This window comes from Serratia sp. CY27727, assembly GCF_052169275.1.
Taxonomy (GTDB): domain Bacteria; phylum Pseudomonadota; class Gammaproteobacteria; order Enterobacterales; family Enterobacteriaceae; genus Serratia; species Serratia sarumanii.
This window is the reverse complement of sequence record NZ_JBJNLB010000017.1, coordinates 12,467-36,589: the sequence shown is the minus strand read 5'-3', so window position 1 is coordinate 36,589 and position 24,123 is coordinate 12,467. Positions and strand designations below refer to the sequence as shown.

The following is a 24,123-nucleotide window of genomic DNA, read 5'->3' as shown; positions in this document are numbered from 1 at the left end:
CAAAAAGCCGGCGACTTGCCGGCTTTTTTATTCCCAAGGCAGCGCCAGCTGCCGCTCCAGCTGCGGATCGAGCAGCGTCACGTGCAGCCCCACCAGCCGCACGCCGCGCCCTTCGCGCCGCTCGCGCCACGCCTGCCGCGCCACCTCCAGCAAATCCTGCCGGTTCAGCACCGGGAACACGTGCTCCTGGGTGGTTTGCTGAAAATCCTGAAACTTCAGCTTCACGCCCTGCCGGGCGATGTGCAGATCCGGCTTCACCTTGCGCAGCCGCATCTCCAGCTCGGGGTAGAGTTTGTCGATAATCAGCGTTTCGCAATCTTCCCAGTCGTGAATGTCTTCCGCCAGCGTGCGCTCCACCCCCACCGATTTGCGCAGCCGCTCAGGAGAGATTTCGCGCCGATCGATGCCCTGACACCGCTCCCACAGCACCCGGCCGAACTTGCCGAAGCGCTTGAGCAGCTGCGCCAAATCGTATTGCTGCACGTCGGCGCAGGTGATAAGCCCCACCTCTTCCAAGCGCTTGGCGGTCACCTTGCCGACGCCGGGGATCTTGCTGAGCGGCAGCTGCTGCAAAAACGCCGGCACCTGCGCCGGCGTGATCACGTACTGCCCGTTCGGCTTGTTCATCTCGGAGGCGATTTTGGCGAGAAACTTGATTGGCGCGACGCCGGCCGACGCGGTGAGGTTCAGCTCGTCGGCGATCGCCTGGCGGATCTCCAGGGCGATCAGCGTCGCCGAACCGTTGCATTGCGGGCTGTCGGTCACGTCGAGGTAGGCTTCATCGAGCGACAGCGGCTCGATGAGCGGCGTATAGCGAGCGAAGATTTCACGGATGTGCAGCGAGGCCTCTTTGTAAGCCGCTATGCGCCCCGGCAGCAGGGTGAGGTGCGGGCACAGCTTGAGCGCCATCGCCGTCGACATGGCGCTGTGCACGCCGTAGCGCCGCGCCGGGTAGTTGGCGGTGCTGATCACCCCGCGCCGATTGGCGCTGCCGCCAATCGCCAGCGGGATATCGCGCAGGCTGGGATCGTCGCGCATTTCCACCGCCGCGAAGAAACAGTCCATATCGACATGAATGATTTTACGCATCGCACCCTCCAGTAACACTGTATAAGTATACAGTCAGATACCGAAAGCTCAAGGCCGCAGGGTTCGACGAAAGCGCCGTTTCCGCCAGATATTTCCGCGTTGTTAAAAAAGCTTAATTTTTCAATAGTATGATTTCCGCCATCCCGTGCGGCTCACCACAACGACAACGAAAAGGTACCCTACATGATCAGATTTTCTCATTTGCTGCTGGCTTCCGCGCTGTCGCTGAGCGCGCTGGCGGCCAGCGCCGTCGCCGGTCACGCGCCGGCGATCGTCGCCCACCGCGGCGGCACCGCCGATGCGCCGGAAAACACCCGCATCGCCATCGAAACCGCGTTGAAAAACGGCGCCGACGCCATCTGGATCACCCTGCAAGAATCCAAAGACGGCGTCATCGTGCTGTATCGCCCTTCGGATCTGAAAACGTTGACCAACCGACAGGGCCCGGTCTCTACCTATACCGCCGCGCAGCTGGCCGAGACCGACGCCGGCTGGGCTTTCGCCAAGGGGGATGCGCACCCGTTCCGCGGCCAGAGCATCGGCATTCCGCGGCTGGATGAGGTGTTGAAGGCCTTCCCGCGCGTGACTTTCTATCTGGACATCAAATCCCCGGACGCCGATCCGGCGCAGTTTGGCCGGGCGCTGCTGGCGACGCTGGAAAGCACCGACAGCCTGAACCGCATCCGCGTCTACTCTACCGACGCCAAATACCTGCAGGCGCTGCCGCCGACCATCCCGCGCTTCGAAAGCCGCGACGAGACCCGCACGCTGCTGGCCAACGTCACCATGGCGCACCAGTGCGATGTCAAACCGGACAACCGCCAGCCGCGCTGGTACGGGCTGGAGCTGAAGCGCGAGGTGGAAGTGGTGGAGAAATATACCCTCGGCGAAGGACGTTCGAAGGCATTTCTCACCTGGGATAAAGAGTCGATGGACTGTTTCCGCTCGCAGGGCCCGGCGCACATCATCCTGTTCGGCGTCAACTCGCCGCAGGATTATCAGCAGGCGTTGGCGCTGGGCGCCGACGGCGTGATGGTCAACTCACCGGCCGAGGCAAAAAGCTTCCGCAAGGCGAAGTAAAAAACCCGGCCAAGGCCGGGTTTTCGCTACAGCTACAGAATGCGGTGCTTGTCCAGCTGCTCGCGCCGCTGTGCCGCTTTGGCTTCGCGCTTTTTGCGCGCATCGCAAGGCTCCGGGCAGTCGCAAACTTTCTCCATCCCCAATGCGGTGATGCCGCCGCAGCTGCCCTGCAGGCTTTTGCGTTTGAACACGTAACCCAACGACATCCCGCCGACGATCAGCAGGAACAACACGAAGGTGGCGGCGAATACCGTCAACATAGCAACCTCACGAACGCTTTTTCATATAGGGTTTGAACGCGTCGGAATAGCGCTCCTCAAACCCGTCGGCGGTTTTCACGATCATGAACACCGGAATACCGAGCAGATTGGCCAACGCCATGCCGCGCTCCGGCCCCATAACGTTCAGGCCGGTGGACAGGCCGTCGGCGGTCATGCAGGCCGGGCTCAGCACGGTGATCGACACCAAACGGTGGTTGATCGGCCGGCCGGTGATCGGATCGATGGTATGCGAATAGCGCACCCCGTCCTGCTCGAAGTAGTTGCGATAGTCACCCGAGGTGGCGATCGACATCTCCCCCGGCTGGATCACCAGCTGCGCCTGCTGCTGCGTACCGGCGGTCGGGCGCTCGATGGCGATGCGCCACGGCTTTTGCTCGCCATTGCGCCCGCGGGTGCGGACTTCGCCGCCGATATCCACCATGTAGTCTTTCACGTGTTGCGATTGCAGATACTCCGCCACCACGTCCACGCCGTACCCTTTGGCGATCGACGACAGGTCGACATACAGCTCGGGGATGCTTTTCACCAGCGCGCTGCCCTGCACCGACAGTTTTTCGGCGCCGGTCCAGGCGCGGCGGTGCGCCAGCTCCGTCTCGCTCGGCACTTTATCCGGCCGCCCTTCCGGGCCGAAGCCCCACAGGTTGACCAGCGGCCCGACGGTCACGTCCAGCGCGCCATCGGTCACGCGGTTGATGCGCAGCGCTTCGCGCACCACCTTGGCGGTCGCCGGCGAAACCGGGAACGGCCGGTCAATATCGCGGCTGGCGTTGAAGCGGCTCAGCTCGGAGTCCGGCCGGTAGGTGGACATCTGGTCGTTCACCTGTTCCAGCCGTTTGTCGATCTCCGCCTGCATCTCGCGCGCCGACGGCGTATCGTCGCCGGCCACGTAACGGATCGAATACGAGGTGCCCATGGTTTTACCCGTCAGATCCACCTGTTCCGGCCCGCAGCCGGTCAGCAGCAGGGTGGCGCTCAGCGCCACGCCCGTCAGCCAGTTCTTCATCGCCAATGCGCGCATTTAGCCACCAAAGTCATCCAGCATGATGTTCTCGTCTTCGACGCCCAGATCTTTGAGCATCTTGATCACCGCGGCGTTCATCATCGGCGGCCCGCACATGTAAAACTCGCAGTCCTCCGGCGCCGGGTGATTCCTCAGATAGTTCTCCAGCAGAACATTATGGATAAAGCCGGTGTAGCCGGTCCAGTTATCTTCCGGCTGCGGATCCGACAGCGCCACGTGCCAGGTGAAGTTGTCGTTCTCCGCCTGCAGCTGGTTGAAGTCGTCTTCATAGAACATCTCGCGCAGCGAACGCGCGCCGTACCAGAAAGTGATCTTGCGCTTCGAGTTCAGGCGTTTGAGCTGATCGAAGATGTGAGAACGCATCGGCGCCATGCCCGCGCCGCCGCCGATGAAGATCATTTCGGCGTCGGTCTCCTTGGCGAAGAATTCGCCGAACGGCCCGGAGATGGTCACCTTGTCACCCGGCTTCAGCGACCAGATATAGGAAGACATGATGCCCGGCGGCACGTCCGGGTTGTTCGGCGGCGGCGTGGCGATACGCACGTTGAGCATGATGATGCCCTTCTCTTCCGGGTAGTTGGCCATCGAGTAGGCGCGCACCGTGGTGTCGTTCACCGTCGAGCGGTAGCGGAACAGGTTGAACTTGTCCCAGTCGCCGCGATACTCCTGCGGCACGTCGAAGTCGGCGTAGCTGATGTCGTGCGCCGGCGCTTCGATCTGGATGAAGCCGCCCGCGCGGAACGGCACGTCTTCGCCATCCGGGATCTTCAGCTTCAGCTCTTTGATAAAGGTGGCTTTGTTATCGTTGGAGATAACCTCGCACTCCCATTTCTTCACGCCGAAGATCTCTTCCGGCAGCTCGATCTTCAGGTTCTGCTTCACGTTCACCTGGCACGCCAGGCGGCAACCCTCTTTCGCTTCGCGCTTGTTGATGTGCGAGAGCTCGGTCGGCAGGATATCGCCGCCGCCCTCTTTGATCACCACCCGGCACTGGCCGCAGGAACCGCCGCCGCCGCAGGCCGAGGAGACGAAGATCCCCTGGCTGGAGAGCACGTTGAGCAGCTTGTCGCCCGCCGGCGCATGGAAGCTCTTATCCAGATCGCCGTTGATCTCCACCGCGATGTCGCCGGTGTTCACCAGCTTCGATTTGGCGAACAGGATCAGCAACACCAGCACCATCACGATGGTGGTGAACATTGCTACGCCTAAAATAATTTCCATAAATTCTTCCCGCCTTTACAACTGAACACCGGAGAAGGACATGAAGCCCAGCGCCATCAGTCCGGTGGTGATAAAGGTAATGCCCAGGCCGCGCAGCCCCGCCGGCACGTTGGCATACTTGAGTTTCTCGCGGATCCCCGCCATGGCGACGATCGCCAGCATCCAGCCGGTGCCGGAGCCGAAGCCGTACACCACCGATTCGGCGAAGTTGTAGTCGCGCTGCACCATGAAGGACACGCCGCCGAAGATGGCGCAGTTCACGGTGATGAGCGGCAGGAAGATGCCGAGCGCGTTATACAGCGACGGGAAGAAGCGATCGAGGATCATCTCCAAAATCTGCACCAGCGCCGCGATCACGCCGATAAAGGTGATGAAGTTGAGGAAGCTCAGATCGACGCCTTCCACCAGCGCGCCGTCGCGCAGGATCAGGTTGTAGACCAGGTTGTTCACCGGCACCGAAATGCCGAGCACGATGGTCACCGCGATGCCCAGGCCAAAGGCGGTCGAGACCTTCTTCGAGACCGCCAGGAAGGTACACATCCCGAGGAAGAACGCCAGCGCCATGTTCTCGACGAACACCGCGCGCACAAACAGGCTGATATAGTGTTCCATCGGCCTTTACTCCTTTTCGATCTGCGCCGGCTTCAGGGTGCGCAGCACCCAGATCAGCAGGCCGATGATGAAGAACGCGCTCGGCGCCAGCAGGAACAGGCCGTTCGGCTGGAACCAGCCGCCGTTCTGCACCGTTTCCAGCACCGGGACGCCGAACAGCTTGCCGGAACCAATCAGCTCGCGCAGGAAACCGACCAGCACCAGGATCACCCCGTAGCCCAGCCCGTTGCCGATGCCGTCCATAAAGCTCTCGATCGGCGGCGACTTCATGGCGTAAGCCTCGGCGCGCCCCATCACGATACAGTTGGTGATGATGAGGCCTACGAACACCGACAGCTGCTTGGAGATCTCGAACGCGTAGGCGCGCAGCAGCTGATCGACCACGATCACCAGCGAGGCGATGATCGCCATCTGCACGATAATGCGCACGCTGTTGGGAATATGGTGACGGATCAGCGAGATGAAGAAGCTGGAGAACGCCGTGACCAGCGTCACCGCAATGGTCATCACCACCGCCGTCTCCAGCTTGGTGGTCACCGCCAACGCAGAACAGACGCCCAACACCTGCAGGGCGATCGGGTTATTGTCGAACAGCGGCCCCAGCAGGACCCGCTTTATCTCTTTGGAATCAGCCATTTTTCAGCGCTCCTTCACGAACTTTTTTCAGGAACGGGCCGAAGCCGTGCTCGCCCAACCAGAAATCAAACGTATGCTGCACGCCGTTGGAGGTCAGCGTAGCGCCGGACAGGCCGTCCACCCCATGCACATCCCCCTGACGCGCGCCGCCTTTCACCACGCGGATCGCCGGCTGGCCGTTGTCGTCGAACAGCTGTTTGCCGACCCACTGCTGGCGCCAGGACGGGTTCTCGACCTCGCCGCCCAGCCCCGGGGTTTCCCCCTGGTCGTAGTAGGTGATGCCCTTGACCGTGTTGCCGTCGTTATCCAACGCCACGAAGGCGTACATCATCGACCACAGACCGGTGCCGTATACCGGCAGCACAATCTTGTTCACCTGGCCGCTTTCGTCGCGCACCAGGTAGATTTCCGCCTGGTTGCTGCGGCGCTTGATGCCGGCCGGATCGTCGCCCGCCGCCAGCGCCACGCTTTTGGCGTCGTCGCGCAGTGCGGCGCCCAGATCGAACGCCGCCGCCTTGCCGGCGACAAACTCGCCGCTGTTCAGATCCACCAGGCGCGGTTCGATGCGCTCGCTGTACAGGCGCTTGACCTGTTCGCTCTCCATTTTCGGCTGCAACAGGCCGGCTACATCGAGAATATTGCGCTGCTTGTCGAGCAGCTTTTGCTCCTGCTGTTTGGACTTCAGGCCGACGGCGGAGCCCGCCACCACCACTGAACACACCAGACACAGCAGCAGCACTACCAGCAGCGTTTTACCGATGCCGTCGTTTTTCGCTTCATTCGCCACGGGCTTTTCTCCGCTTGATGTTGGCCTGCACCACCAGATAATCGAACAGCGGTGCGAACAGGTTGGCGAACAGGATCGCCAGCATCATGCCTTCCGGATAGGCGGGGTTGACCACCCGGATCAGCACGCACATCACGCCGATCAGAATGCCGTACCACCATTTCCCCTTGTTGGTGAAGGAGGCGGAAACCGGGTCGGTCGCCATAAAGATCATGCCAAAGGCGAAACCGCCCAGCACCAGATGCCAGTACCACGGCATGGCGAACATCGGGTTGGTATCGGAACCGATGGCGTTGAACAACAGGGCGGAAGCCACCATGCCGAGCATCACGCCGGCGACGATGCGCCAGGAGGCCACGCGGCCGAACAGGATAATCGCTCCGCCGATCAGGATCATCAGCGTGGAGACTTCACCGACGGAGCCGGGAATGTTGCCGAGGAAGGCGTCCATCCAGCTGATGGACTGGCCGGTAGCCACGTTGCTCAGGCTGTGCGCCCCGCCTGCGCTCCACTGCGCCAGCGGCGTCGCGCCGGAGAAACCGTCCGCGGAAGTCCACACCAGATCGCCGGAGATCTGCGCCGGGTAGGCGAAGAACAGGAAGGCGCGGCCGGCCAACGCCGGGTTGAGGAAGTTGCGCCCGGTGCCGCCGAAGATCTCTTTGGCCACCACCACGCCGAAGGTGATGCCCAGCGCGGCCTGCCACAGCGGCAGGGTCGGCGGCACGATCAGCGCGAACAGGATAGAGGTGACGAAGAAGCCTTCGTTGACCTCATGCTTGCGGATAATGGCGAACAGCACTTCCCAGAAACCGCCGACGACAAACACCACGGCGTAGATCGGCAGGAAGTAACAGGCGCCCAGCACCATCTTGCTGACCCAGCCGGCGTCGGCCGCCAGCGAGGCGCCGAGCCACTGCGCCAGGCGATAATGCCAGTCGCCCGCCAGCACCTGTTGCAGCTCGTCGCCGCTGTACAGATGGTGCAGCGCCGGGATCGCCTGTTGGCCGACGTTGTACATGCCCCAGAACATCGCCGGGAACACCGCCAGCCACACCAGGATCATCATGCGTTTCAAATCGATGGCGTCGCGCACGTGCGAAGCGCCGCGCGTCACCGTGCCGGGGGTGTAAAACACCGTGGTAGTCGCTTCATACAGCGGGTACCACTTTTCCAGTTTGCCGCCCGGCGTGAAGTGATGCTCTATCTTCTCAAAATAATTCTTCAGGCCCATCGGTTATCCTTCCTGCTCAATCTTGGTCAGCACCTCGCGCAGCACCGGCGCGTACTCATACTTGCCGGGGCAAACGAAGGTGCACAGCGCCAGATCTTCCTCGTCCAGCTCCAGACAGCCCAGCGCCTGCGCGCTGTCGCTGTCGCCCGCCAGCAGATCGCGCAGCAGCAGCGTCGGCAAAATATCCAGCGGCATCACCCGCTCGTAGTTGCCGATCGGCACCATGGCGCGTTCGCCGCCGTTAGTGGTGGTCGAGAAGGCGAACAGTTTGTTCTTCAGGAAGTGGCCCAGCGTGGTGCGGGTAATGGAGAACTTGTTCGGCGAAGGCACGATCCAACCGAACAGCTCTTTGTCGCGCCCTTCTTCCAGCACCGACACCTGCGAGTGGAAGCGGCCGAGCCAGGCGTTCGGCCCGGTGGCGTGCATGCCGTTCAGCACCGAACCAGAGATCACCCGATTCTCGCCGTTTTTCAGGCGGCCGGCGGTCAGCTCATCGAGGCTGGCCCCCAGGCGGGTGCGCAGCAGCGCCGGCTGCGCCACCTGCGGCCCGGCCAGCGCCACGACCCGGCGGGTATCGAGCTGACCGGTGGTGAACAGCGTGCCGATGGCGATGACGTCCTGATAGCCGATGTGCCAAACGGTTTTCTTCAGGCTGACCGGTTCGAGGAAGTGAATGTGGGTGCCCACCAGCCCGGCGGGATGCGGGCCGGTGAATTCGCTGTAGGCAATCTGCGGGCCGCTCTGCTGGCCAACGGAGGCGCCGGCGGCGTGGCATACGTGCACCTTGCCTGCCGTCAGGCGCGCCAACACCACCAGCCCGGCGTTGAACGCCGCCTGCTGCTCGGCGATGATCACCTGCGGATCGGCGGCCAACGGCCGGGTATCCATCGCGGTGACGAAAATGGCGCGCGGTTCGCTGCCGGGGCTCGGCGTTTTGCTGAACGGACGGGTGCGCAGCGCGGTCCACAGGCCGCTGGCGATCAGTTCGCTCTCGACCTGTTCGCGCGGCAGCTGGGCCAGTTCACCCAGCGGGTAATGCGCAAACTCGAGCTGGTCATCGCCGCCGTTTTCCAGCGCAATCACCACCGATTGCAATACGCGCCGCTCGCCGCGGTTAATCGCGGCGATGCGGCCGCTGGCGGGAGCCGTGAAGAAAACCCCGGGGTTTTTCTTATCTTCGAACAACGCCTGGCCTTTCTTAACGGTATCGCCTTCCTGCACCAGCATGGAGGGACGCATTCCGACATACTCTTCCCCAAGCAGGGCAACATGCTGAATGTTCGGGCCGTCTTGGATCGCCTGAACCGGGGCTCCGGCTATCGGCAGATCTAACCCTTTTCTGATCTTAATCATAGGATTTATACGATGTAGTTTGGTTTACACGTCTGCCCGGCCCCAGAGGCGGGTGCTGACGATGCCAGGATTGCCGGGCAGTGCGCATGGCGGCACGCCCAACATGAACTTTCTCGCAGTGAAAAACTGGGGTAACGCGCATTCCCTTGATTCCCCCTTTCCGTTGTTAGCGCGACGGTCGATATGTTAACGGCCTGTAGCCAAATAACCATCAAAATGGCCGGGTTATATGCCATAACTCCTGCCGCTTCAATCGCCACAGCGCGTTAAATTGAAGGGGGAATATTAACATTGTTCGCAACATTGTTCTGCGTTCCGTCGTGACTTGGGTCAAGCAAACGCAATTAAATTTCGCCTGTTTTTCACTACTTATCGTTAAAATCTGCCGGTCATTTCACTTTTATCGAGCTTTGTCGTTTTTTTATACATATCACGTATTGCTAAAAATAAACGCGCTGGTAATCTGGCGGTGTTTTGCAGCAGTAAAAACAATATCAGTGGCATGCCGACCAACGTCATTGCGCCGGCAAATAAATATAAGCAGGAATAATAATGAGCAAAATCGCGCTGTTGTTTGCGATGCTTGTTTCTATGCCGATGATCACGGCCTGCAGCGCCAGCGAGCAGGTACCCGAAGCGCCGGTAGTTAAACAGCAATTATTGGGTTCGCCGGTCTATATTCAGATCTTCAAAGAGGAACGCAAGCTGGAATTGTATGCCAAAATGGGCAATGAATTCCGCCTGGTCAACACGTTCCCGATCTGTAATTTCTCCGGCGGGCTGGGTCCTAAACGCCGTGAAGGCGACTTTAAAAGTCCGGAAGGCTTTTATAGCGTTGACGCGCGCCATCTGAAACCCGACAGCAAGTATTATCGGGCGATCAATATCGGTTTCCCTAATGATTACGATAAGTCGCAGGGCTATTCCGGCGCTTATCTGATGATCCACGGCGAATGTAAATCGATTGGCTGTTACGCGATGACCAACACCTATATGGACGAGATCTATCGCTACGTCGAAGCCGCCTTCGCCTATGGCCAAAGCCGCGTCAACATCAGCATTTACCCGTTCCGCATGACCGAGCAAAACCTCAAGCGCCATGCGTCATCCAGCTATATCGCCTTCTGGCGCCAGCTGAAGCCGGGCTACGATTACTTCGCGAAGAACCACCAGCCGCCGACAATGGGCGTGGTCAATGGCCAGTACGTCTTGGGTCAACCGTTGATGAGTAGCGGCGGCATGATGACGCAGTACGCGTCAGCCAGCCCGACGCCCAACACCAATCCCTTCGCTCAGAACAAGCCGCTCACCGAAGTGAAATAACGCGAACTCGCCTGGCTCAATCTTGTGCCAGGTTTCGTTGGCGGTCAGCGGTTGGGTGGCGATCACCGTGACCACATCGTTCGGTGTGGTCTGCTGCTGAAAATCGATTTCCACGTCCTGATCGAGCAGCGTCGCCTTGCCGAACGGCGCGCGGCGCGTGATCCAATACAGGTTGGTGGAACAATAGGCCATCACGAAGCGCCCGTCCGACAACAGCATGTTGAACACCCCCTTCTTGCGCAGCTGGCTCGCCAACAGGCCGATATAGCGGAAAACCGCCGGCCATTGGCTCGGGGTGCGCGGGTATTTCAGCGCCAGCTGATGCAGCAGCCAGCAGAACGCGTATTCGCTGTCGGTCTGGCCGACCGGGCGAAACGTGCCGGTATCCAGCTGACGATAGCCTTTCAATTGGCCGTTGTGCGCGTAGGTCCAGTTGCGGCCCCACAGTTCGCGGGTGAACGGGTGGGTGTTTTCCAGCGCCACCTCGCCGCGATTGGCCTGGCGAATATGGGACACCACCGCGCAGGACTTGATCGGATAGTCCTGCACCAGGCGGGCGATCGGCGAGTTGAAGCTCGGCTGCGGATCCTTGAATGTGCGGCAGCCGTTCCCTTCATAGAAGGTAATGCCCCAGCCATCCTTATGCGGCCCGGTGCGGCCGCCGCGCTGTACCAGGCCGGTAAAGCTGAAGCAGATATCGGTCGGTACGTTTGCGCTCATCCCGAGCAGTTCACACATCGCCAGCACTCCTTAACCACACTGACACAGGCTGTGCGGGCGCAGCATGCGGCGCCCGCCGTCTTATTCATGGGGAGCCGCAGCTCCCCGAAGGCTATCAAGCCTTAACCATCTCTTTTTCGATCAGCTGAATCAAGATGTGAATCGCTTTAATGTGGATTTCCTGAATGCGGTCGGCGTAGCCGAAGTGCGGCACGCGAATTTCCACATCGGCGGAACCTGCCATCTTGCCGCCGTCCTTGCCGGTCAGGGTGATCACTTTCATCCCCTTGGCGCGCGCCGCGTCGATGGCCTTGATGATGTTGCCGGAATTGCCGGAGGTGGAAATGCCCAGCAGCACGTCGCCTTCGCGGCCTACCGCTTCCACATAGCGAGAGAACACGTACTCATAGCCGAAGTCGTTGCTGACGCAGGACAGGTGGCTCACGTCCGAGATGGCAATCGCCGGGTAGCCCGGGCGGTTTTCACGGTAGCGGCCGGTCAGCTCTTCGGCGAAGTGCATCGCGTCGCAATGGGAACCGCCGTTGCCGCAGGAAATCACTTTACCGCCGGCTTTGAAGGAATCCGCCAGCAGCACCGCGGCGCGTTGGATGGCGTCGATGTTGGCGTCGTCATTGATAAATTTCGCCAGGGTATCAGCCGCTTCGTTCAGTTCACTGCGAATAAGGTCGTGGTACATGAGGAACCTCTTGTTATCGTCAAATCTTCCGCTCCGCAGTGTACCGGATCGCGGAAACAGCGAGAAGCATTCTCAGCCAAACAGCGCGCCGGTTAAGGAAGCGGAGAGGTTTTTGATGATTGGTGCTGTCAGTTTGTGACCTGAGTTGTAATTAAACTGTAAACGCATTGATAAAAATTCTGCCTTGTACTAAAACCTATTACATACACACAACAGGTCAGACCTCTTACTACTTCGGAGCTTCTTATGATGGTTCTTAGTATCGTCGTTTTCCTGGCTCTCCTCGGCGTGGTGTTCTACCACCGAGTGAACCTTACCCTCAGCAGCCTGATCCTGGTGGCGTACACCGCCGCCATGGGCGCTATCGGCCTGTGGAGCTTCTGGCTGTTGCTGCCGCTGGCTATCGTGCTGCTGCCGCTGAACCTTTCCTCTGTGCGCCGTTCCCTGCTCTCCGCGCCGGCGCTGCGCGCCTTCCGCAAGGTGATGCCGCCGATGTCCACCACCGAGAAGGAAGCGATCGACGCCGGCACCACTTGGTGGGAAGGCGATCTGTTCCGCGGCGCGCCGGACTGGAACAAGCTGCACAGCTACCCGAAACCGCGCCTGACGGAAGAAGAGCAGGCGTTTATCGACGGCCCGGTGGAAGAAGCCTGCCGCATGGCCAACGACTTCCAGATCACCCACGAACTGGCCGATCTGCCGCCTGAACTCTGGGCGTACCTGAAAGAACACCGTTTCTTCGCGATGATCATCAAGAAAGAGTACGGCGGTCTGGAATTCTCCCCTTACGCTCAGGCGATGGTGCTGCAAAAACTGGCCGGCGTTTCCGGCATCCTGGCGATCACCGTCGGCGTGCCGAATTCCCTCGGCCCGGGCGAACTGCTGCAGCACTACGGTACCGAAGAACAGAAAAACCACTATCTGCCGGGCCTGGCGCGCGGCGACGAGATCCCTTGCTTCGCGCTGACCAGCCCGGAAGCGGGTTCCGATGCCGGCGCCATTCCGGACGTGGGCACCGTGTGCATGGGCGACTGGCAAGGCAAGCAGGTGCTGGGCATGCGCCTGACCTGGAACAAGCGCTACATCACGCTGGCGCCGGTCGCCACCGTACTGGGCCTGGCGTTCAAACTGCATGACCCGAACCGCCTGCTGAGCGACAACGAATCCCCGGGCATCACCTGCGCGCTGATCCCGACCAGCACGCCGGGCGTGGAAATCGGCAACCGCCACTTCCCGCTGAACGTGCCGTTCCAGAACGGCCCGACCCGCGGCACCGACGTGTTCGTCCCGATCGATTACATCATCGGCGGCCCGAAAATGGCCGGCCAGGGCTGGCGGATGCTGGTTGAGTGTCTGTCGGTCGGTCGTGGCATCACCCTGCCGTCCAACTCTACCGGCAGCCTGAAATCCATCGCCCTGGCGACCGGTGCCTACGCGCACATTCGCCGTCAGTTCAAGATCTCCATCGGCAAGATGGAAGGTATCGAAGAGCCGTTGGCGCGCATCGCCGGCAACACCTATGTGATGGACGCCGCCGCTTCGCTGATCACCTATGCGCTGGTGCAGGGCGAGAAGCCGGCCGTGCTGTCGGCCATCGTCAAATACCACTGTACGCACCGCGGCCAGCAGTCGATCGTTGACGCCATGGACATCGCCGGCGGTAAAGGCATCATGCTGGGCGAATCCAACTTCCTGGCTCGCGCCTATCAGGGCGCACCGATCGCCATTACGGTGGAAGGCGCGAACATCCTGACTCGCACCATGATGATCTTCGGCCAGGGCGCGATCCGCTGCCATCCTTATGTGCTGGATGAAATGGCGGCGGCGCAGAGCAACGATCTGAACGCCTTCGATAAATCGCTGTTCGGCCATCTGGGCCACGTCGGCAGCAACAAGGTACGTAGCTTCTGGCTGGGCCTGACCAACGGCCGCACCAGCGCCACGCCGACCAAGGACGCGACCCGTCGTTACTATCAGCAGTTGAACCGCCTGAGCGCCAACCTGGCGTTGCTGTCGGACGTTTCCATGGGCGTGCTGGGCGGCAGCCTGAAGCGCCGCGAGCGCATCTCCGCTCGTCTGGGGGACATCCTCAGCCAGATGTATTTGGCTTCCGCCGTGCTGAAACGCTTTGACGACGAAGGCCGTCAGAAAGAAGATCTGCCGCTGGTGCATTGGGGCGTGCAAGACAGCCTGCATAAAGCCGAACAGGCGCTGGATGACCTGCTGCGCAACTTCCCGAACCGCTTTATCGCCGGCGCGCTGCGCTTCGTGGTCTTCCCGTTTGGCCGCGTGCATACCGCACCGTCCGACCGTCTGGATCACCAGTTGGCCAAGATCCTGCAGGTGCCTTCCGCCACCCGCAGCCGTCTGGGGCGCGGTCAGTACCTGACGCCGAGCGAGCATAACCCAATCGGCCTGCTGGAAGCGGCGCTGGCCGACGTGATGGCCGCCGAGCCGATTCACGAGCGTCTGTGCAAGGCGGCCGGCAAAAACCTGCCGTTCACCCGTCTGGATCGTTTGGCGGAGCGCGCGCTGGAAGAAGGCAAGATCAGCGCCGACGAAGCGAAAATTCTGGTGAAAGCCGAAGAGAGCCGTCTGCGCTCCATCAACGTGGACGACTTTGCGCCGGATGCGCTGGCGGCCGCCAAGCCGGAAAAGCCGGCGGCGCAGTCTAAGCGCCAACAGCAAACCGAAGCGGCTTAACGTTCACTTCACGCATCCAAGGGGCGATCATCATCGCCCCTTTTTCTTTTGCTTTCATGACAAACTGCGCACCGCGCCGCAGGTTGGCGCAGCAGCGGATTTCACGGGAAGGAAGTTCGAGTAGACTGCGCAGCGGGTGCTCTGGATCTTTCTGTCCGGAGCCTTGGCAAAGGAGAGAAAGAGAAAGGCCCCGAGTCGATATTATCAACCCGAGGCCACTCTGATGCCTAGCAACATCAGGTTAGCCTCTTACCCGCCGCAAGGCAAGGATAGGGAGGTCAAAAATGCAGCAAAAACGGGTCGTACTTAAGCTGGTGATCGTCTGTATGACGCTGATCGCGTTCATCTGGCTAACCCGCGGTTCGCTGTGCGAACTGCGCATCAGGCTGGGAGACTCGGAGGTTGCGGCCACTTTGGCTTACGAATCCGAACGGTAAGGCAACCCAACGGCGGGGTTCGCCCCGCCCGTTGGCTGATGGTGTCAGGCAAGATCCACGAGCACCCGCCTTTTCAGCCCTGCTGACGAATGCGCGCCAACAGCGCGTCAATATGCTCGATCTGCGGCGCATTGACAATCAGCGTGCGCCCCAATCCCAGCGCATGGCGCTGACAGTCGAGGCGCATATCAGCGTCGGCGATGCTGTCCAGATCGGCGACGTGCGCCAGGCCGATGGTGCGCCGAATCAGTTCGGTGCCGCAGTACCCGACCGCATCGGCCCAGACCTGTTGCAGGAACAGCTCGGCGTAACCCGGCGTCGCCAGCGCCGCATCCCGGCTTTGCTGATGGCACAAAGTCAAAAAGCGATCGGCGAAGATCAGCCACAGCTCGCGCACATCCTGCAAGCGCTGCTCGCGCCCGGCGGCGGCGTCGCGCGGCCCGAACAGCCCCGGCAGCCCGCAATAGTTGAGCAGCAGGTTGCCTAACGCAGTACCGATATCGAAACCGATCGGGCCGTAGAAGCCGAATTCGGCGTCGATCGCTTTCAACCGGCCTTCCGCCACGAAGATCGAACCGCTGTGAATATCCCCGTGCAACAGCGCCTCTGCCTTGGTGAGGAAGCGATGTTTCAGGCCGGCGACCGCCAGCTTCAGCGGCGCATCCTCACGCAGCGCCTGCACCTGCGGCAACAGCGCCGCCTCGAACTGATTGCGCTCATGGTCGATATAGGGATCGGTAAAGAACAGGTCTTCGGTGATCTGGCACAGTTCGGGATTGGTGAAACGTCTGACTTCCGCTTTCTTCTGCTGCGCCGACTGATAAAAATCGGAGGTGTGGAACAGCGTCTGCGCCAGGTATTCCGCCAACTGCCCGGCCGCCAGCGGGTGATAGTTGCCCTGCACCAGCTCACTGCGCCAGATGCGATGATCGGAGAGATCTTCCTGCACCATTACCGCCAATTCGGGATCGTGATGCAAGACTTTTACCGTATGCCGCGGGCAGAAACCGCCGTGAACCCGCAGCGTTTCCGCTTCGATGCGCGCCCGATCCAGCGTCAGCGGCCAGGATTCGCCCACGCAGCGCACGTAGGGCAGCGCCTGTTTGACGATCACCCGGCTCACGCCTTCGCGATCGCGGATCTTGAACACCAGGTTCAGGTTGCCGTCACCGATCTCGTCGGCGCTCACCAGCGCCTGCGGATCGGCCACCTGCCCGTATTGGCGGGCATATTCAACGGCATCGGCAGCCGTAAACGTACGATAAAGCGACATTCCCCAACCCCTCTGTTCTCTCTCACTGACCCCAGAGATTCTGTTTATTTAGACGTAAAAGCATTTGGACGTCTATACATCTGGAAGTCATGTTGGCAGAATAGCGTTTCAGATGCAATAACCACGCAACAAGGAATTAACCGCCGATGCAAGCGCTTAACACCACCAGCTTGACCCTGCAGGACAACCGCCTTTGGATCCTCGATCAGCAAGCCCTGCCGCAGGAAAAGCGGTGGCGCGCCTGCGACAGCGTGGAGGAACTGGTCGGACACATTCACAGCCTGCGGGTGCGCGGCGCGCCGCTGATCGGGCTGTCCGCCAGCCTGCTGTTGGCGCTGCTGGCGGAACGCGGTCTGCCGCGCGCCGAGCTGGAGCGGGCGCTGCACACACTGCGTGCCGCTCGCCCGACGGCGGTCAACCTGATGAATAATCTGGATCGCATGAAGCTGGCGCTGGCGGAGCCTGATTGGGCGCCGGCGATGGTGAACGAAGCGCTGCGGTTGGTGGAAGAGGATCGCCGGCTGTGCGATCGCATCGCCGATCACGGCGCTGGGCTGGTCAAGCCCGGCAGCCGCCTGCTGACCCACTGCAATACCGGCGGATTGGCCACCGCCGGCGTCGGCACCGCCATCGGCGTGCTGCTGCACGCCCACCGGCAGGGCAAAGTGCAACAGGTATGGGTCGATGAAACCCGGCCGCTGCTGCAGGGCGGCCGTCTGACCGCCTGGGAATTGGGCGAGCTGGGCATTCCCTATCGCCTGATCTGCGATTCGATGGCCGCCAGCCTGATGGCGCAGGGCCAGGTCGATGCGGTATGGGTCGGCGCGGATCGCATCGCCGCCAACGGCGACGTCGCCAACAAGATTGGCACCTACAGCCTGGCGGTGCTGGCGCACTATCACGGCATCCCGTTCTACGTGGCCGCCCCGCACACCACCCACGATCCGCACTGCCCGGACGGCGCAGCCATCCCGATCGAGCAGCGCGCGGCGGCCGAAGTCACCGGCGTTTCAGGTAGCTTCGGCGCCTGCCAGTGGGCGCCGAACGATGCGCCGGTCTACAATCCGGCGTTCGACGTCACGCCGGCGAAGCTCATCAGCGGATGGATATTCGACAGCGGCGTGATTACGCCGCAGCAGGTTGAAGCGGGGATTTTCCAGCGGGCGTTGGGTTAACGCCCGCCCATCGGCACTCAGTCCAAACGCGGATAAGCATCGGCGATCTTGTCGCCGGTGAAATGCGCCACCCAGCCTTCCGGGTTGTCGAACACCCGGATCGCGGTAAAGTGCGGCGCCGATCCCATATCGAACCAGTGCCGGGTATTGGCCGGCACCGAGATCAGATCGTTCTTTTCACACAAGATCTGAAAGATCTTGCCGTCCAGATGCAGGCAAAACAGCCCTGCGCCCTCGACGAAAAAGCGCACTTCATCTTCGCCGTGCGTATGTTCGGACAGGAATTTTTCACGCAGCGCCTGGCGCTGCTCATGGTCCGGCCGCATGCTGATCACGTCCCAGCTCTGGTAACCCTTTTCCGCCACCAGCCGGTCGATCTCATGCTGGTAGGCCGCGATCACCGCCTCCGGCTGCGGATTGTCGCCCAGCTCGCGATCCGCCTGCCAGCGCTCAAAGCGCACGCCGATCTGCGCCAACTGCCGCTGGATCTCCTGCGCATCACGGCTCTGCCACAGCGGTTGCTGCGGCGCTGTATCGCTGAAAATGGTCAATCCACTCATGAGACGAACTCCCCTAAATCGATGCGATCAAAACGGTTAACCTGCGGATGTCGGCTCTGCACGTCCGCCTCATCGCGGATCAGCTGGCAGGTATGCCAGCCGGCGGCCTGCGCCGCATCCAGCTCCTGGCGGATGTCGGACAAAAACAGCAGCTCGTCGGGCGCGATGCCGATAGCCTGCGCGATGTTGCTGTACGACGCGGTTTCACGCTTGGCGCCGACGTGCGTATCGAAATAGCCACTGAACAGCGGCTGCAGATCGCCCGCGTCGCTGTGGCCGAACAGCAGCTTCTGCGCCTCCACCGACCCGGAGGAATAGACGTAGAGCTTCACCCCCTGCCGCTGCCAGGCGGCCAACTGCCCGGCGACTTCCGGATACAGATGCCCGCGGAAATCACCCTCGCGGTAGCCGCTGCGCCAGATGATGCCCTGCAGCGCCTTGAGTGCGGTGGATTTGCGGTCTTCATCCATAAAGCGGTACAGCGCGGCGATCAGCACGTCGAGATCGGCCTGCGGTTGGCCAATTTCAGCGCGCAGCGCCGCCAGCGGTGCGGCGACTTCGCTCTCAGCGGCATGGCGGCGTACAAAATCCGCCAGCCGTTCGCGGGCATAAGGAAACAGTACCTGATGCACGAAGCGAATATCGCTGGTGGTGCCTTCTATATCGGTCACGATGGCGCGGATCATTTCGCCTCCAGTAAGCGGCGTTGCAGTTCACACTGGAACAAGAATTCCAGCCCTTCAAGATGGCGGCGAGCTTCCGCCACCTGGCTTCCCCAACAATACAGACCGTGGCCGCGCACCAGAAAGCCGTATTGCAGCGGCGTGGCCTCGGCATAGGCCGCCACGCGCGCCGCCAGCCGAGGGATATCCTGATCGTTGTCGAATATGGGGATCGCCACGCGGTCCAGGTGGCTGCGCTGGCCGGCCAGCGACTTCTGCATTTCGTACCCCTGCAGCACCAGCGCATCGCCGCGTTCCACCCGCGACAGGACGGTAGCGTTGACGGAATGGGTATGCAGCACCGCGCCGATATGCGCAGACAGGCGATAGAGCAGCGTATGCAGCCCGGTCTCCGCCGACGGCGTGCGGCCGCTCGGCACATGATTGTCGGCAATATCCACCCGCAGAAAATCGGCGGCGCTCAGGCTACCCTTGTCTTTGCCGGACTCGGTGACCAGGCACTGACGTTCGTCCAGGCGCAGCGACATGTTGCCGCCGGTCGCCGGGCACCAGCCTTTGTTGCCAATCCAGTGGCAGGCCGCCAGCAATGCGGTAAGTTGCGGATTCTCCGTCATTATTATCGTTTCCCGTTCGGTAAGGCGGCCGGCAGATGAGGCTTGGCCTGCCGCGTGGCGGGCTAAGCACTTTTTCGCATTTAGCCATCTAAGCGTCTTGATTGCCAAATACTAGCATCGTGTTATATTGACGGCAATATAAGCGCCAGGAGTATTCACCCGCTATGAGCACTTCCGCATTGATTCCCGAAAGCAAACTGCCCTCGCTGGGCACCACCATCTTTACCCAGATGAGCGCGCTGGCGCAGCAGCACCAGGCGATCAACCTGTCGCAGGGCTTCCCCGATTTCGACGGCCCGGACTACCTGAAAGAACGCTTGGCCTGGCACGTCGCCCAGGGCGCCAACCAATATGCGCCGATGACCGGCGTGGCGCCGCTGCGCGAAGCCATCGCCGACAAAACCGCCGAGCTGTATGGCTGGCAGCCGGACGCCGGCAGCGAAGTGACTGTCACCGCCGGCGCCACCGAAGCGCTGTTCGCCGCCATCAGCGCGCTGGTGCGCCCCGGCGACGAGGTGGTCTGTTTCGATCCCAGCTACGACAGCTATGCGCCGGCGGTGACGTTGGCCGGCGGCATACTCAAACGCATCGCCCTGCAGCCGCCCGCGTTTGCCGTGGATTGGCCAGCGTTCGCCGCCGCGCTGTCGCCGCGCACCCGCCTGGTGATCGTCAACACGCCGCACAACCCGTCCGCCACCGCCTGGCAGGCGGAAGACATGCAGCAGCTGTGGCACGCTATCGCCGAACGCGAAATCTACGTGCTCAGCGATGAGGTTTACGAACACATCTGCTTCGCCAAAGGCGGCCACGCCAGCGTGCTGGCCCACCCGCAGCTGCGCCAACGCGCGATCGCGGTGTCCTCTTTCGGTAAAACCTTCCACATGACCGGTTGGAAAGTGGGCTATTGCGTGGCACCCGCCGCGCTGAGCGCCGAGGTGCGCAAAGTGCATCAATACCTGACCTTTTCGGTCAATACCCCGGCCCAGCTGGCGCTGGCGGATAGCCTGCGCGCCGAGCCGGAGCACTGGCGACAGCTGCCGGCGTTCTATCGCGCCAAACGCGACCGCTTTGTGCAGGCGCTGGCGAGCAGCCGACTGGAAATTTTACCCTGCGCGGGTACATACTTCTTGCTGGCGGACTACGGCGCCATCTCCGATCTGGACGATGTGGCGTTCTGCCATTGGTTAACCGAGCACGTGGGCGTGGCGGCCATTCCGCTGTCGGTCTTCTGTGCCGATCCTTTCCCCCATAAATTGATCCGGCTGTGCTTCGCTAAACAGGACGCCACGCTGGATGCAGCTGCGGAGCGGTTATGTCGACTTTAAAAATTACCCTGTTGCAGCAACCTTTGGTCTGGCGCGACGGCCTCGCCAATCTGGCCGCCTTCGACGCGTTGCTGGCGCCGATCGTCGGCCGCGATCTCATCGTCTTGCCGGAGATGTTCACCACCGGCTTCGCCATGGATGCCGGCGAGAGCGCCCTGCCCGAACAGCAGGTGATCGACTGGCTGCACGGTTGGGCGGTGAAAAGCCACGCGTTAATCGGCGGCAGCGTGGCGCTGAAAACCGACGAGGGCGCGGTCAACCGTTTCCTGCTGGTGGAGCCGGGTGGCCAGGTACACGCCTATGACAAACGCCACCTGTTCCGCATGGCCGGCGAACACCTGCACTACCAAGCCGGCAACCGGCGTGAAATCTTCGAATGGCGCGGCTGGCGCATCCTGCCGCAGATCTGCTACGACCTGCGTTTCCCGGTTTGGGCGCGCTATCAGCAGGATTACGATCTGGCGCTATACGTCGCCAACTGGCCGGCGCCGCGCAGTCACCATTGGCAAACGCTGCTGGCGGCGCGGGCGATTGAAAACCAGGTGTATGTGGCGGGCTGCAACCGGGTGGGCGACGATCCCAACGGCCTGAGCTACAGCGGCGACAGCCTGATCATCAGCCCTCAGGGCGAGATCCTGGCGGATGCGGAGCCAGGCGCGGCCACGCGGCTGGACGCCGAGCTGTCGCTGGAAACCCTGCAGAGTTACCGCAGCGCCTTCCCGGCCTGGCGCGACGCCGACAGCTTTCTGCGTTTAGACTGACTCCCCCTTTTCCCAGCCGGCGATCGTCAGGCAATAGGCCTGGATCGCCAGCGCCACGTCCGCCTGCCGCACCGCTTCGGCCGGATGATGGCTGACGCCGCCGGCGCAACGCACGAACAGCATGCCGACCGGCCAGTGCGCCGCCACGGCGATGGCGTCATGCCCGGCGCCGCTCGGCAGCGCCAGGCTGCGCCCCTGTACCTGCTCGACGGCCGCCTGCCAGCATTGCTGCAGCTCGCTATCGCAGGCAGTGGCGTCAATGCGGTAAAACTCCTCGCTGGCGAAGCGCACGCCGCGGCGTACGCAGATCGCCTGCGCCTGCGCCAGCAACGCCGTCAACAGCGGCGCCAGTTGCGCATCCTGCGGGCCGCGGACGTCGAGCGTCAATCGCACTTCGCCGGGGATCACGTTGACCGCGCCCGGCAGACATTCAATACACCCCACGGTGGCCACCAAATGCGGATCGGCGGCGCGGGTCAGCGTTTCGACCGCCGTTATCCATTCCGCCGCGGCCGCCAACGCGTCTTTGCGCTGCACCATAGGCACCGTGCCGGCGTGGCCCGCTTCACCGCTGAAAGTGCAGGTAAGCCGGCGCGCGCCATTGATCGCCGTCACCACGCCCAGCGCCAAATCGGCCGCCTCCAGGCACGGCCCCTGTTCGATATGCAATTCGAGATAGGCGCGAATTTCGTTTGGCGCGCGACGCGCCTGTGCGATCGCCGCCGGATCCAGCCCAAAGTCGCGCATGGCCTGCGCGATGCTCACCCCGTCGGCATCCGTCTGCGCCAGCCACTCCTGCGGCCATTGGCCGGTCAGCCCGCGGCTGCCGAGCAGCGTGACGCCAAAGCGCGCGCCCTCTTCGTCGGCAAAACCGATCACCTCCAGCGCCAGCGGCAAACGGCGCCCCTGGCGGTGATAGTGCGCCACCGTCTCCAGCGCCGTGAGCACGCCGAGCATGCCGTCATAACGCCCGGCGTTACGCACCGTGTCCAGATGCGAACCGAGCAGCAGCGCAGGGGCAGCGGGCGTGAGCCCTTCATAACGGCCGCAGATATTACCGACGCTGTCCTGCCAAACCTGCATGCCACTCTCGCGCATCCATTCACCCACCAGAGCGTTGGCGCGCCGATGTTCGGCAGAGAGATAAAGACGCGTCAGCCGATCGGGCTCTGCGCTGATCGCCGCCAGCTCGTCACAGCGCGCCATCACCCGTGCGGCAGCCTGCTGCGCCTCCAGCGGTGTCATCCACGCTTGCCTGCGTCATAAACGTTCCAGGCGGCCTGCAACGCCTCGCCCTGCTTGCTGGCGAAACCGAGGCGGTTCAGCACCGCCTCCAGCGCCGCCAGGGTTTGCAGCACGCAATCTTTGCGCGCGTTGTAGCCCATGGTGCCGATGCGCCAGATCTTGCCCTGCAGCGGGCCGAACGAGGTGCCGATTTCGATGCCAAAGTCGTTCAGCATCATCTGCCGCACCTGTTCACCCTGTACCTGCGGCGGGATCATCACGCCGAGCACGTTATTCATGCGGTGTTCGAGATCGCCGAACACCGCCAGCCCCATGCCCCGGATGCCCGCCAGCATCGCCGCGCCATGCAGCCGGTGGCGGGCGATGGCCTGATCCAGCCCTTCTTCAAGGATCACCCGCGCACATTCGCGCGCTGCGAACAGCATGCTGGTGGCTTCGGTATGGTGATTGAGCCGTTCCGGTCCCCAATAATCCATGATCATGCCGATGTCGAAATAGTTGGAGTAAATCATCTCGTCGTCGCCGTCGGCATGCTCGGCGGTGCGGATCCCCGCCTCCACGCATTTACGGCGGCGCACCGCCTCTTCAAACTGCGGGCTGAGAGTGACCGGCGAGCTGCCGGAGGGGCCGCCCAGGCACTTCTGCAGCCCGGCGGAGACCGCATCCAGCCCCCAGGCATCGGTCTCCAATGGATTGCCGCCGAAGGAAGCCGTCGCGTCGGTGTAGAACAACACGCCGTGGCGGCGGCAGATATCACCCAGCTCATGCAGCGGCTGCAGCATGGTGGTGGAGGTGTCGCCCTGCACCGTCAGCAGCAGGCGCGGGCGCACTCGCTTAATCGCGTCTTCGATGCGATCGGCGCTGAACACCTCGCCCCACGGTACCTCGATCGTGTGCACCTCGGCACGGCAGCGGCGGGCAATCTCGCACAGCAGATGCCCGAAACGGCCGAAGACCGGCACCAGCACCTTATCGCCCGGCCGAATGGCGGAAACCAGCAGCGCCTCGATACCGGCGCGCGAGGTGCCGTCCACCAGCATCGTCCAGCGGTTTTCGGTGCGGAACAGCGCGCGGTACAGCGCCATGACCTGATTCATGTAACCGGTCATCGCCGGATCGTACTGGCCGATCAGCTGACTCGACATGGCGCGCAGCACGCGCGGATCGGCGTTGATCGGCCCCGGCCCCATCAGCAGGCGTGCCGGCGGGTTAATCTGATCGAATTGCGAGATATCCAACATGTTCATTCCCTGTCAGCTTAGTAAGTTATTGAGTTATGCCGTCAGCGTCGACATG

24 protein-coding genes are annotated in these 24,123 nt (G+C 62.0%); 7 read left to right on the top strand and 17 right to left on the bottom strand.

The genetic code is table 11. The annotated features are described in order from the left end of the window. Nucleotides 1–27 precede the first annotated feature (27 nt). Nucleotides 28–1,089 carry a DNA polymerase IV gene (gene dinB, locus ACJ8HB_RS24020; protein ID WP_047569180.1) on the bottom strand — a complete coding sequence of 354 codons (1,062 nt, stop codon included), beginning with the start codon at nucleotides 1,087–1,089 and terminating at the stop codon, nucleotides 28–30. A 183-nt stretch (nucleotides 1,090–1,272) separates the two neighbouring features. Between dinB and ACJ8HB_RS24015 the strand changes: the two genes are divergently transcribed. After that, a complete protein-coding gene (locus ACJ8HB_RS24015) occupies nucleotides 1,273–2,169 on the top strand; it encodes a glycerophosphodiester phosphodiesterase family protein (protein WP_047569183.1) in 897 nt (298 codons plus the stop codon). A 32-nt stretch (nucleotides 2,170–2,201) separates the two neighbouring features. Here ACJ8HB_RS24015 and nqrM read toward each other — a convergent pair whose 3' ends face one another. From nqrM to ACJ8HB_RS23975, 8 genes are read right to left on the bottom strand one after another with little or no spacing between them, the layout of a single operon-like run. Next, nucleotides 2,202–2,429: a (Na+)-NQR maturation NqrM gene (gene nqrM / locus ACJ8HB_RS24010; protein ID WP_004930244.1), complete on the bottom strand. Its 228-nt coding sequence runs from the start codon at nucleotides 2,427–2,429 to the stop codon at nucleotides 2,202–2,204. A gap of 7 nt (nucleotides 2,430–2,436) precedes the next feature. Beyond that, on the bottom strand, nucleotides 2,437–3,468 hold the full coding sequence (locus tag ACJ8HB_RS24005) for an FAD:protein FMN transferase (RefSeq protein WP_094860203.1): 1,032 nt from the start codon (nucleotides 3,466–3,468) through the stop codon (nucleotides 2,437–2,439). Continuing rightward, complete coding sequence (gene nqrF / locus ACJ8HB_RS24000) at nucleotides 3,469–4,692, bottom strand: NADH:ubiquinone reductase (Na(+)-transporting) subunit F (protein WP_039567058.1); 1,224 nt, start codon at nucleotides 4,690–4,692, stop codon at nucleotides 3,469–3,471. Between the two features lie 15 nt (nucleotides 4,693–4,707). Then, complete coding sequence (nqrE, locus tag ACJ8HB_RS23995) at nucleotides 4,708–5,304, bottom strand: NADH:ubiquinone reductase (Na(+)-transporting) subunit E (RefSeq protein ID WP_004930235.1); 597 nt, start codon at nucleotides 5,302–5,304, stop codon at nucleotides 4,708–4,710. 6 nt (nucleotides 5,305–5,310) lie between these two features. Further along, the gene (locus ACJ8HB_RS23990) at nucleotides 5,311–5,940 is read right to left on the bottom strand and encodes an NADH:ubiquinone reductase (Na(+)-transporting) subunit D (protein WP_033653338.1); all 630 of its coding nucleotides are present in this window, start codon (nucleotides 5,938–5,940) and stop codon (nucleotides 5,311–5,313) included. Next, entirely contained in the window at nucleotides 5,933–6,727 is a 795-nt protein-coding gene (locus ACJ8HB_RS23985) for a Na(+)-translocating NADH-quinone reductase subunit C (RefSeq protein WP_015376731.1), read from the bottom strand. Before ACJ8HB_RS23985 ends, ACJ8HB_RS23990 begins: the two co-directional genes overlap by 8 nt. After that, nucleotides 6,717–7,958: an NADH:ubiquinone reductase (Na(+)-transporting) subunit B gene (locus tag ACJ8HB_RS23980; protein ID WP_033637208.1), complete on the bottom strand. Its 1,242-nt coding sequence runs from the start codon at nucleotides 7,956–7,958 to the stop codon at nucleotides 6,717–6,719. Before ACJ8HB_RS23980 ends, ACJ8HB_RS23985 begins: the two co-directional genes overlap by 11 nt. 3 nt (nucleotides 7,959–7,961) lie before the next feature. After that, the gene (locus ACJ8HB_RS23975) at nucleotides 7,962–9,311 is read right to left on the bottom strand and encodes a Na(+)-translocating NADH-quinone reductase subunit A (RefSeq protein WP_033653339.1); all 1,350 of its coding nucleotides are present in this window, start codon (nucleotides 9,309–9,311) and stop codon (nucleotides 7,962–7,964) included. 552 nt (nucleotides 9,312–9,863) lie between these two features. Between ACJ8HB_RS23975 and dpaA the strand changes: the two genes are divergently transcribed. Beyond that, the gene (dpaA, locus tag ACJ8HB_RS23970) at nucleotides 9,864–10,634 is read left to right on the top strand and encodes a peptidoglycan meso-diaminopimelic acid protein amidase (protein ID WP_033637205.1); all 771 of its coding nucleotides are present in this window, start codon (nucleotides 9,864–9,866) and stop codon (nucleotides 10,632–10,634) included. On the opposite strand, the gene ACJ8HB_RS23965 is transcribed toward dpaA, so the two are convergent. Both ACJ8HB_RS23965 and lpcA read right to left on the bottom strand, forming a co-directional pair. Next, nucleotides 10,569–11,372 carry a class II glutamine amidotransferase gene (locus tag ACJ8HB_RS23965; RefSeq protein ID WP_019454310.1) on the bottom strand — a complete coding sequence of 268 codons (804 nt, stop codon included), beginning with the start codon at nucleotides 11,370–11,372 and terminating at the stop codon, nucleotides 10,569–10,571. The genes dpaA and ACJ8HB_RS23965 overlap by 66 nt on opposite strands. A 97-nt stretch (nucleotides 11,373–11,469) precedes the next feature. Further along, nucleotides 11,470–12,051 carry a D-sedoheptulose 7-phosphate isomerase gene (gene lpcA / locus ACJ8HB_RS23960; protein WP_004930220.1) on the bottom strand — a complete coding sequence of 194 codons (582 nt, stop codon included), beginning with the start codon at nucleotides 12,049–12,051 and terminating at the stop codon, nucleotides 11,470–11,472. A gap of 246 nt (nucleotides 12,052–12,297) precedes the next feature. Between lpcA and fadE the strand changes: the two genes are divergently transcribed. Continuing rightward, nucleotides 12,298–14,754, top strand: coding sequence for an acyl-CoA dehydrogenase FadE (gene fadE, locus ACJ8HB_RS23955; protein WP_047569191.1), 2,457 nt, complete (start codon nucleotides 12,298–12,300; stop codon nucleotides 14,752–14,754). Between the two features lie 284 nt (nucleotides 14,755–15,038). After that, nucleotides 15,039–15,191 carry a Hok/Gef family protein gene (locus ACJ8HB_RS23950; protein WP_004930217.1) on the top strand — a complete coding sequence of 51 codons (153 nt, stop codon included), beginning with the start codon at nucleotides 15,039–15,041 and terminating at the stop codon, nucleotides 15,189–15,191. Nucleotides 15,192–15,264: 73 nt separating this feature from the next. Here ACJ8HB_RS23950 and mtnK read toward each other — a convergent pair whose 3' ends face one another. After that, on the bottom strand, nucleotides 15,265–16,464 hold the full coding sequence (gene mtnK / locus ACJ8HB_RS23945; protein WP_047569193.1) for an S-methyl-5-thioribose kinase: 1,200 nt from the start codon (nucleotides 16,462–16,464) through the stop codon (nucleotides 15,265–15,267). Between the two features lie 146 nt (nucleotides 16,465–16,610). Here mtnK and mtnA point away from each other — a divergent pair, with 146 nt between their 5' ends. Next, a complete protein-coding gene (mtnA, locus tag ACJ8HB_RS23940; protein WP_047569194.1) occupies nucleotides 16,611–17,639 on the top strand; it encodes an S-methyl-5-thioribose-1-phosphate isomerase in 1,029 nt (342 codons plus the stop codon). Nucleotides 17,640–17,656: 17 nt separating this feature from the next. Here the strand turns inward: mtnA and ACJ8HB_RS23935 are convergent, their stop codons facing one another. Genes ACJ8HB_RS23935 through ACJ8HB_RS23925 form a run of 3 tightly spaced genes read right to left on the bottom strand, consistent with a single transcriptional unit; the run spans nucleotide 17,657 to nucleotide 19,496 of the window. Next, a complete protein-coding gene (locus ACJ8HB_RS23935; RefSeq protein WP_015376726.1) occupies nucleotides 17,657–18,199 on the bottom strand; it encodes a 1,2-dihydroxy-3-keto-5-methylthiopentene dioxygenase in 543 nt (180 codons plus the stop codon). After that, a complete protein-coding gene (gene mtnC, locus ACJ8HB_RS23930; RefSeq protein ID WP_047569196.1) occupies nucleotides 18,196–18,885 on the bottom strand; it encodes an acireductone synthase in 690 nt (229 codons plus the stop codon). The genes ACJ8HB_RS23935 and mtnC overlap by 4 nt, the downstream gene beginning before the upstream one ends. Next, nucleotides 18,882–19,496: a methylthioribulose 1-phosphate dehydratase gene (locus tag ACJ8HB_RS23925; protein ID WP_033649918.1), complete on the bottom strand. Its 615-nt coding sequence runs from the start codon at nucleotides 19,494–19,496 to the stop codon at nucleotides 18,882–18,884. Before ACJ8HB_RS23925 ends, mtnC begins: the two co-directional genes overlap by 4 nt. Before the next feature lie 164 nt (nucleotides 19,497–19,660). Here ACJ8HB_RS23925 and ACJ8HB_RS23920 point away from each other — a divergent pair, with 164 nt between their 5' ends. Together ACJ8HB_RS23920 and ACJ8HB_RS23915 are read left to right on the top strand one after the other, a co-directional pair. After that, entirely contained in the window at nucleotides 19,661–20,821 is a 1,161-nt protein-coding gene (locus tag ACJ8HB_RS23920) for a pyridoxal phosphate-dependent aminotransferase (protein ID WP_039567062.1), read from the top strand. Next, nucleotides 20,809–21,582 carry an amidohydrolase gene (locus tag ACJ8HB_RS23915; protein WP_047569199.1) on the top strand — a complete coding sequence of 258 codons (774 nt, stop codon included), beginning with the start codon at nucleotides 20,809–20,811 and terminating at the stop codon, nucleotides 21,580–21,582. The genes ACJ8HB_RS23920 and ACJ8HB_RS23915 overlap by 13 nt, the downstream gene beginning before the upstream one ends. On the opposite strand, the gene hpxK is transcribed toward ACJ8HB_RS23915, so the two are convergent. Continuing rightward, nucleotides 21,574–22,827 carry an allantoate amidohydrolase gene (gene hpxK / locus ACJ8HB_RS23910; protein ID WP_047569200.1) on the bottom strand — a complete coding sequence of 418 codons (1,254 nt, stop codon included), beginning with the start codon at nucleotides 22,825–22,827 and terminating at the stop codon, nucleotides 21,574–21,576. The two genes, ACJ8HB_RS23915 and hpxK, sit on opposite strands and share 9 nt — an antisense overlap. Then, the gene (locus ACJ8HB_RS23905) at nucleotides 22,824–24,068 is read right to left on the bottom strand and encodes a pyridoxal-phosphate-dependent aminotransferase family protein (protein ID WP_047571687.1); all 1,245 of its coding nucleotides are present in this window, start codon (nucleotides 24,066–24,068) and stop codon (nucleotides 22,824–22,826) included. Before ACJ8HB_RS23905 ends, hpxK begins: the two co-directional genes overlap by 4 nt. Between the last annotated feature and the right edge of the window lie 55 nt (nucleotides 24,069–24,123).

Excerpts from the sequence above, each read along its gene's own strand:
- ACJ8HB_RS23935 (WP_015376726.1), bottom strand. The coding sequence starts at position 18,199 with ATGAGTGGATTGACCATTTTCAGCGATACAGCGCCGCAGCAACCGCTG.
- nqrF (WP_039567058.1), bottom strand. The coding sequence starts at position 4,692 with ATGGAAATTATTTTAGGCGTAGCAATGTTCACCACCATCGTGATGGTG.
- ACJ8HB_RS24015 (WP_047569183.1), top strand. The coding sequence starts at position 1,273 with ATGATCAGATTTTCTCATTTGCTGCTGGCTTCCGCGCTGTCGCTGAGC.
- nqrE (WP_004930235.1), bottom strand. The coding sequence starts at position 5,304 with ATGGAACACTATATCAGCCTGTTTGTGCGCGCGGTGTTCGTCGAGAAC.
- dinB (WP_047569180.1), bottom strand. The coding sequence starts at position 1,089 with ATGCGTAAAATCATTCATGTCGATATGGACTGTTTCTTCGCGGCGGTG.
- ACJ8HB_RS23990 (WP_033653338.1), bottom strand. The coding sequence starts at position 5,940 with ATGGCTGATTCCAAAGAGATAAAGCGGGTCCTGCTGGGGCCGCTGTTC.
- mtnK (WP_047569193.1), bottom strand. The coding sequence starts at position 16,464 with ATGTCGCTTTATCGTACGTTTACGGCTGCCGATGCCGTTGAATATGCC.
- ACJ8HB_RS23925 (WP_033649918.1), bottom strand. The coding sequence starts at position 19,496 with ATGACGGAGAATCCGCAACTTACCGCATTGCTGGCGGCCTGCCACTGG.
- ACJ8HB_RS23965 (WP_019454310.1), bottom strand. The coding sequence starts at position 11,372 with ATGTGTGAACTGCTCGGGATGAGCGCAAACGTACCGACCGATATCTGC.
- hpxK (WP_047569200.1), bottom strand. The coding sequence starts at position 22,827 with ATGACACCGCTGGAGGCGCAGCAGGCTGCCGCACGGGTGATGGCGCGC.
- ACJ8HB_RS23950 (WP_004930217.1), top strand. The coding sequence starts at position 15,039 with ATGCAGCAAAAACGGGTCGTACTTAAGCTGGTGATCGTCTGTATGACG.
- ACJ8HB_RS23980 (WP_033637208.1), bottom strand. The coding sequence starts at position 7,958 with ATGGGCCTGAAGAATTATTTTGAGAAGATAGAGCATCACTTCACGCCG.
- mtnA (WP_047569194.1), top strand. The coding sequence starts at position 16,611 with ATGCAAGCGCTTAACACCACCAGCTTGACCCTGCAGGACAACCGCCTT.
- nqrM (WP_004930244.1), bottom strand. The coding sequence starts at position 2,429 with ATGTTGACGGTATTCGCCGCCACCTTCGTGTTGTTCCTGCTGATCGTC.
- ACJ8HB_RS23915 (WP_047569199.1), top strand. The coding sequence starts at position 20,809 with ATGTCGACTTTAAAAATTACCCTGTTGCAGCAACCTTTGGTCTGGCGC.
- ACJ8HB_RS23920 (WP_039567062.1), top strand. The coding sequence starts at position 19,661 with ATGAGCACTTCCGCATTGATTCCCGAAAGCAAACTGCCCTCGCTGGGC.
- fadE (WP_047569191.1), top strand. The coding sequence starts at position 12,298 with ATGATGGTTCTTAGTATCGTCGTTTTCCTGGCTCTCCTCGGCGTGGTG.
- ACJ8HB_RS23975 (WP_033653339.1), bottom strand. The coding sequence starts at position 9,311 with ATGATTAAGATCAGAAAAGGGTTAGATCTGCCGATAGCCGGAGCCCCG.
- ACJ8HB_RS23905 (WP_047571687.1), bottom strand. The coding sequence starts at position 24,068 with ATGTTGGATATCTCGCAATTCGATCAGATTAACCCGCCGGCACGCCTG.
- dpaA (WP_033637205.1), top strand. The coding sequence starts at position 9,864 with ATGAGCAAAATCGCGCTGTTGTTTGCGATGCTTGTTTCTATGCCGATG.
- ACJ8HB_RS24005 (WP_094860203.1), bottom strand. The coding sequence starts at position 3,468 with ATGCGCGCATTGGCGATGAAGAACTGGCTGACGGGCGTGGCGCTGAGC.
- lpcA (WP_004930220.1), bottom strand. The coding sequence starts at position 12,051 with ATGTACCACGACCTTATTCGCAGTGAACTGAACGAAGCGGCTGATACC.
- mtnC (WP_047569196.1), bottom strand. The coding sequence starts at position 18,885 with ATGATCCGCGCCATCGTGACCGATATAGAAGGCACCACCAGCGATATT.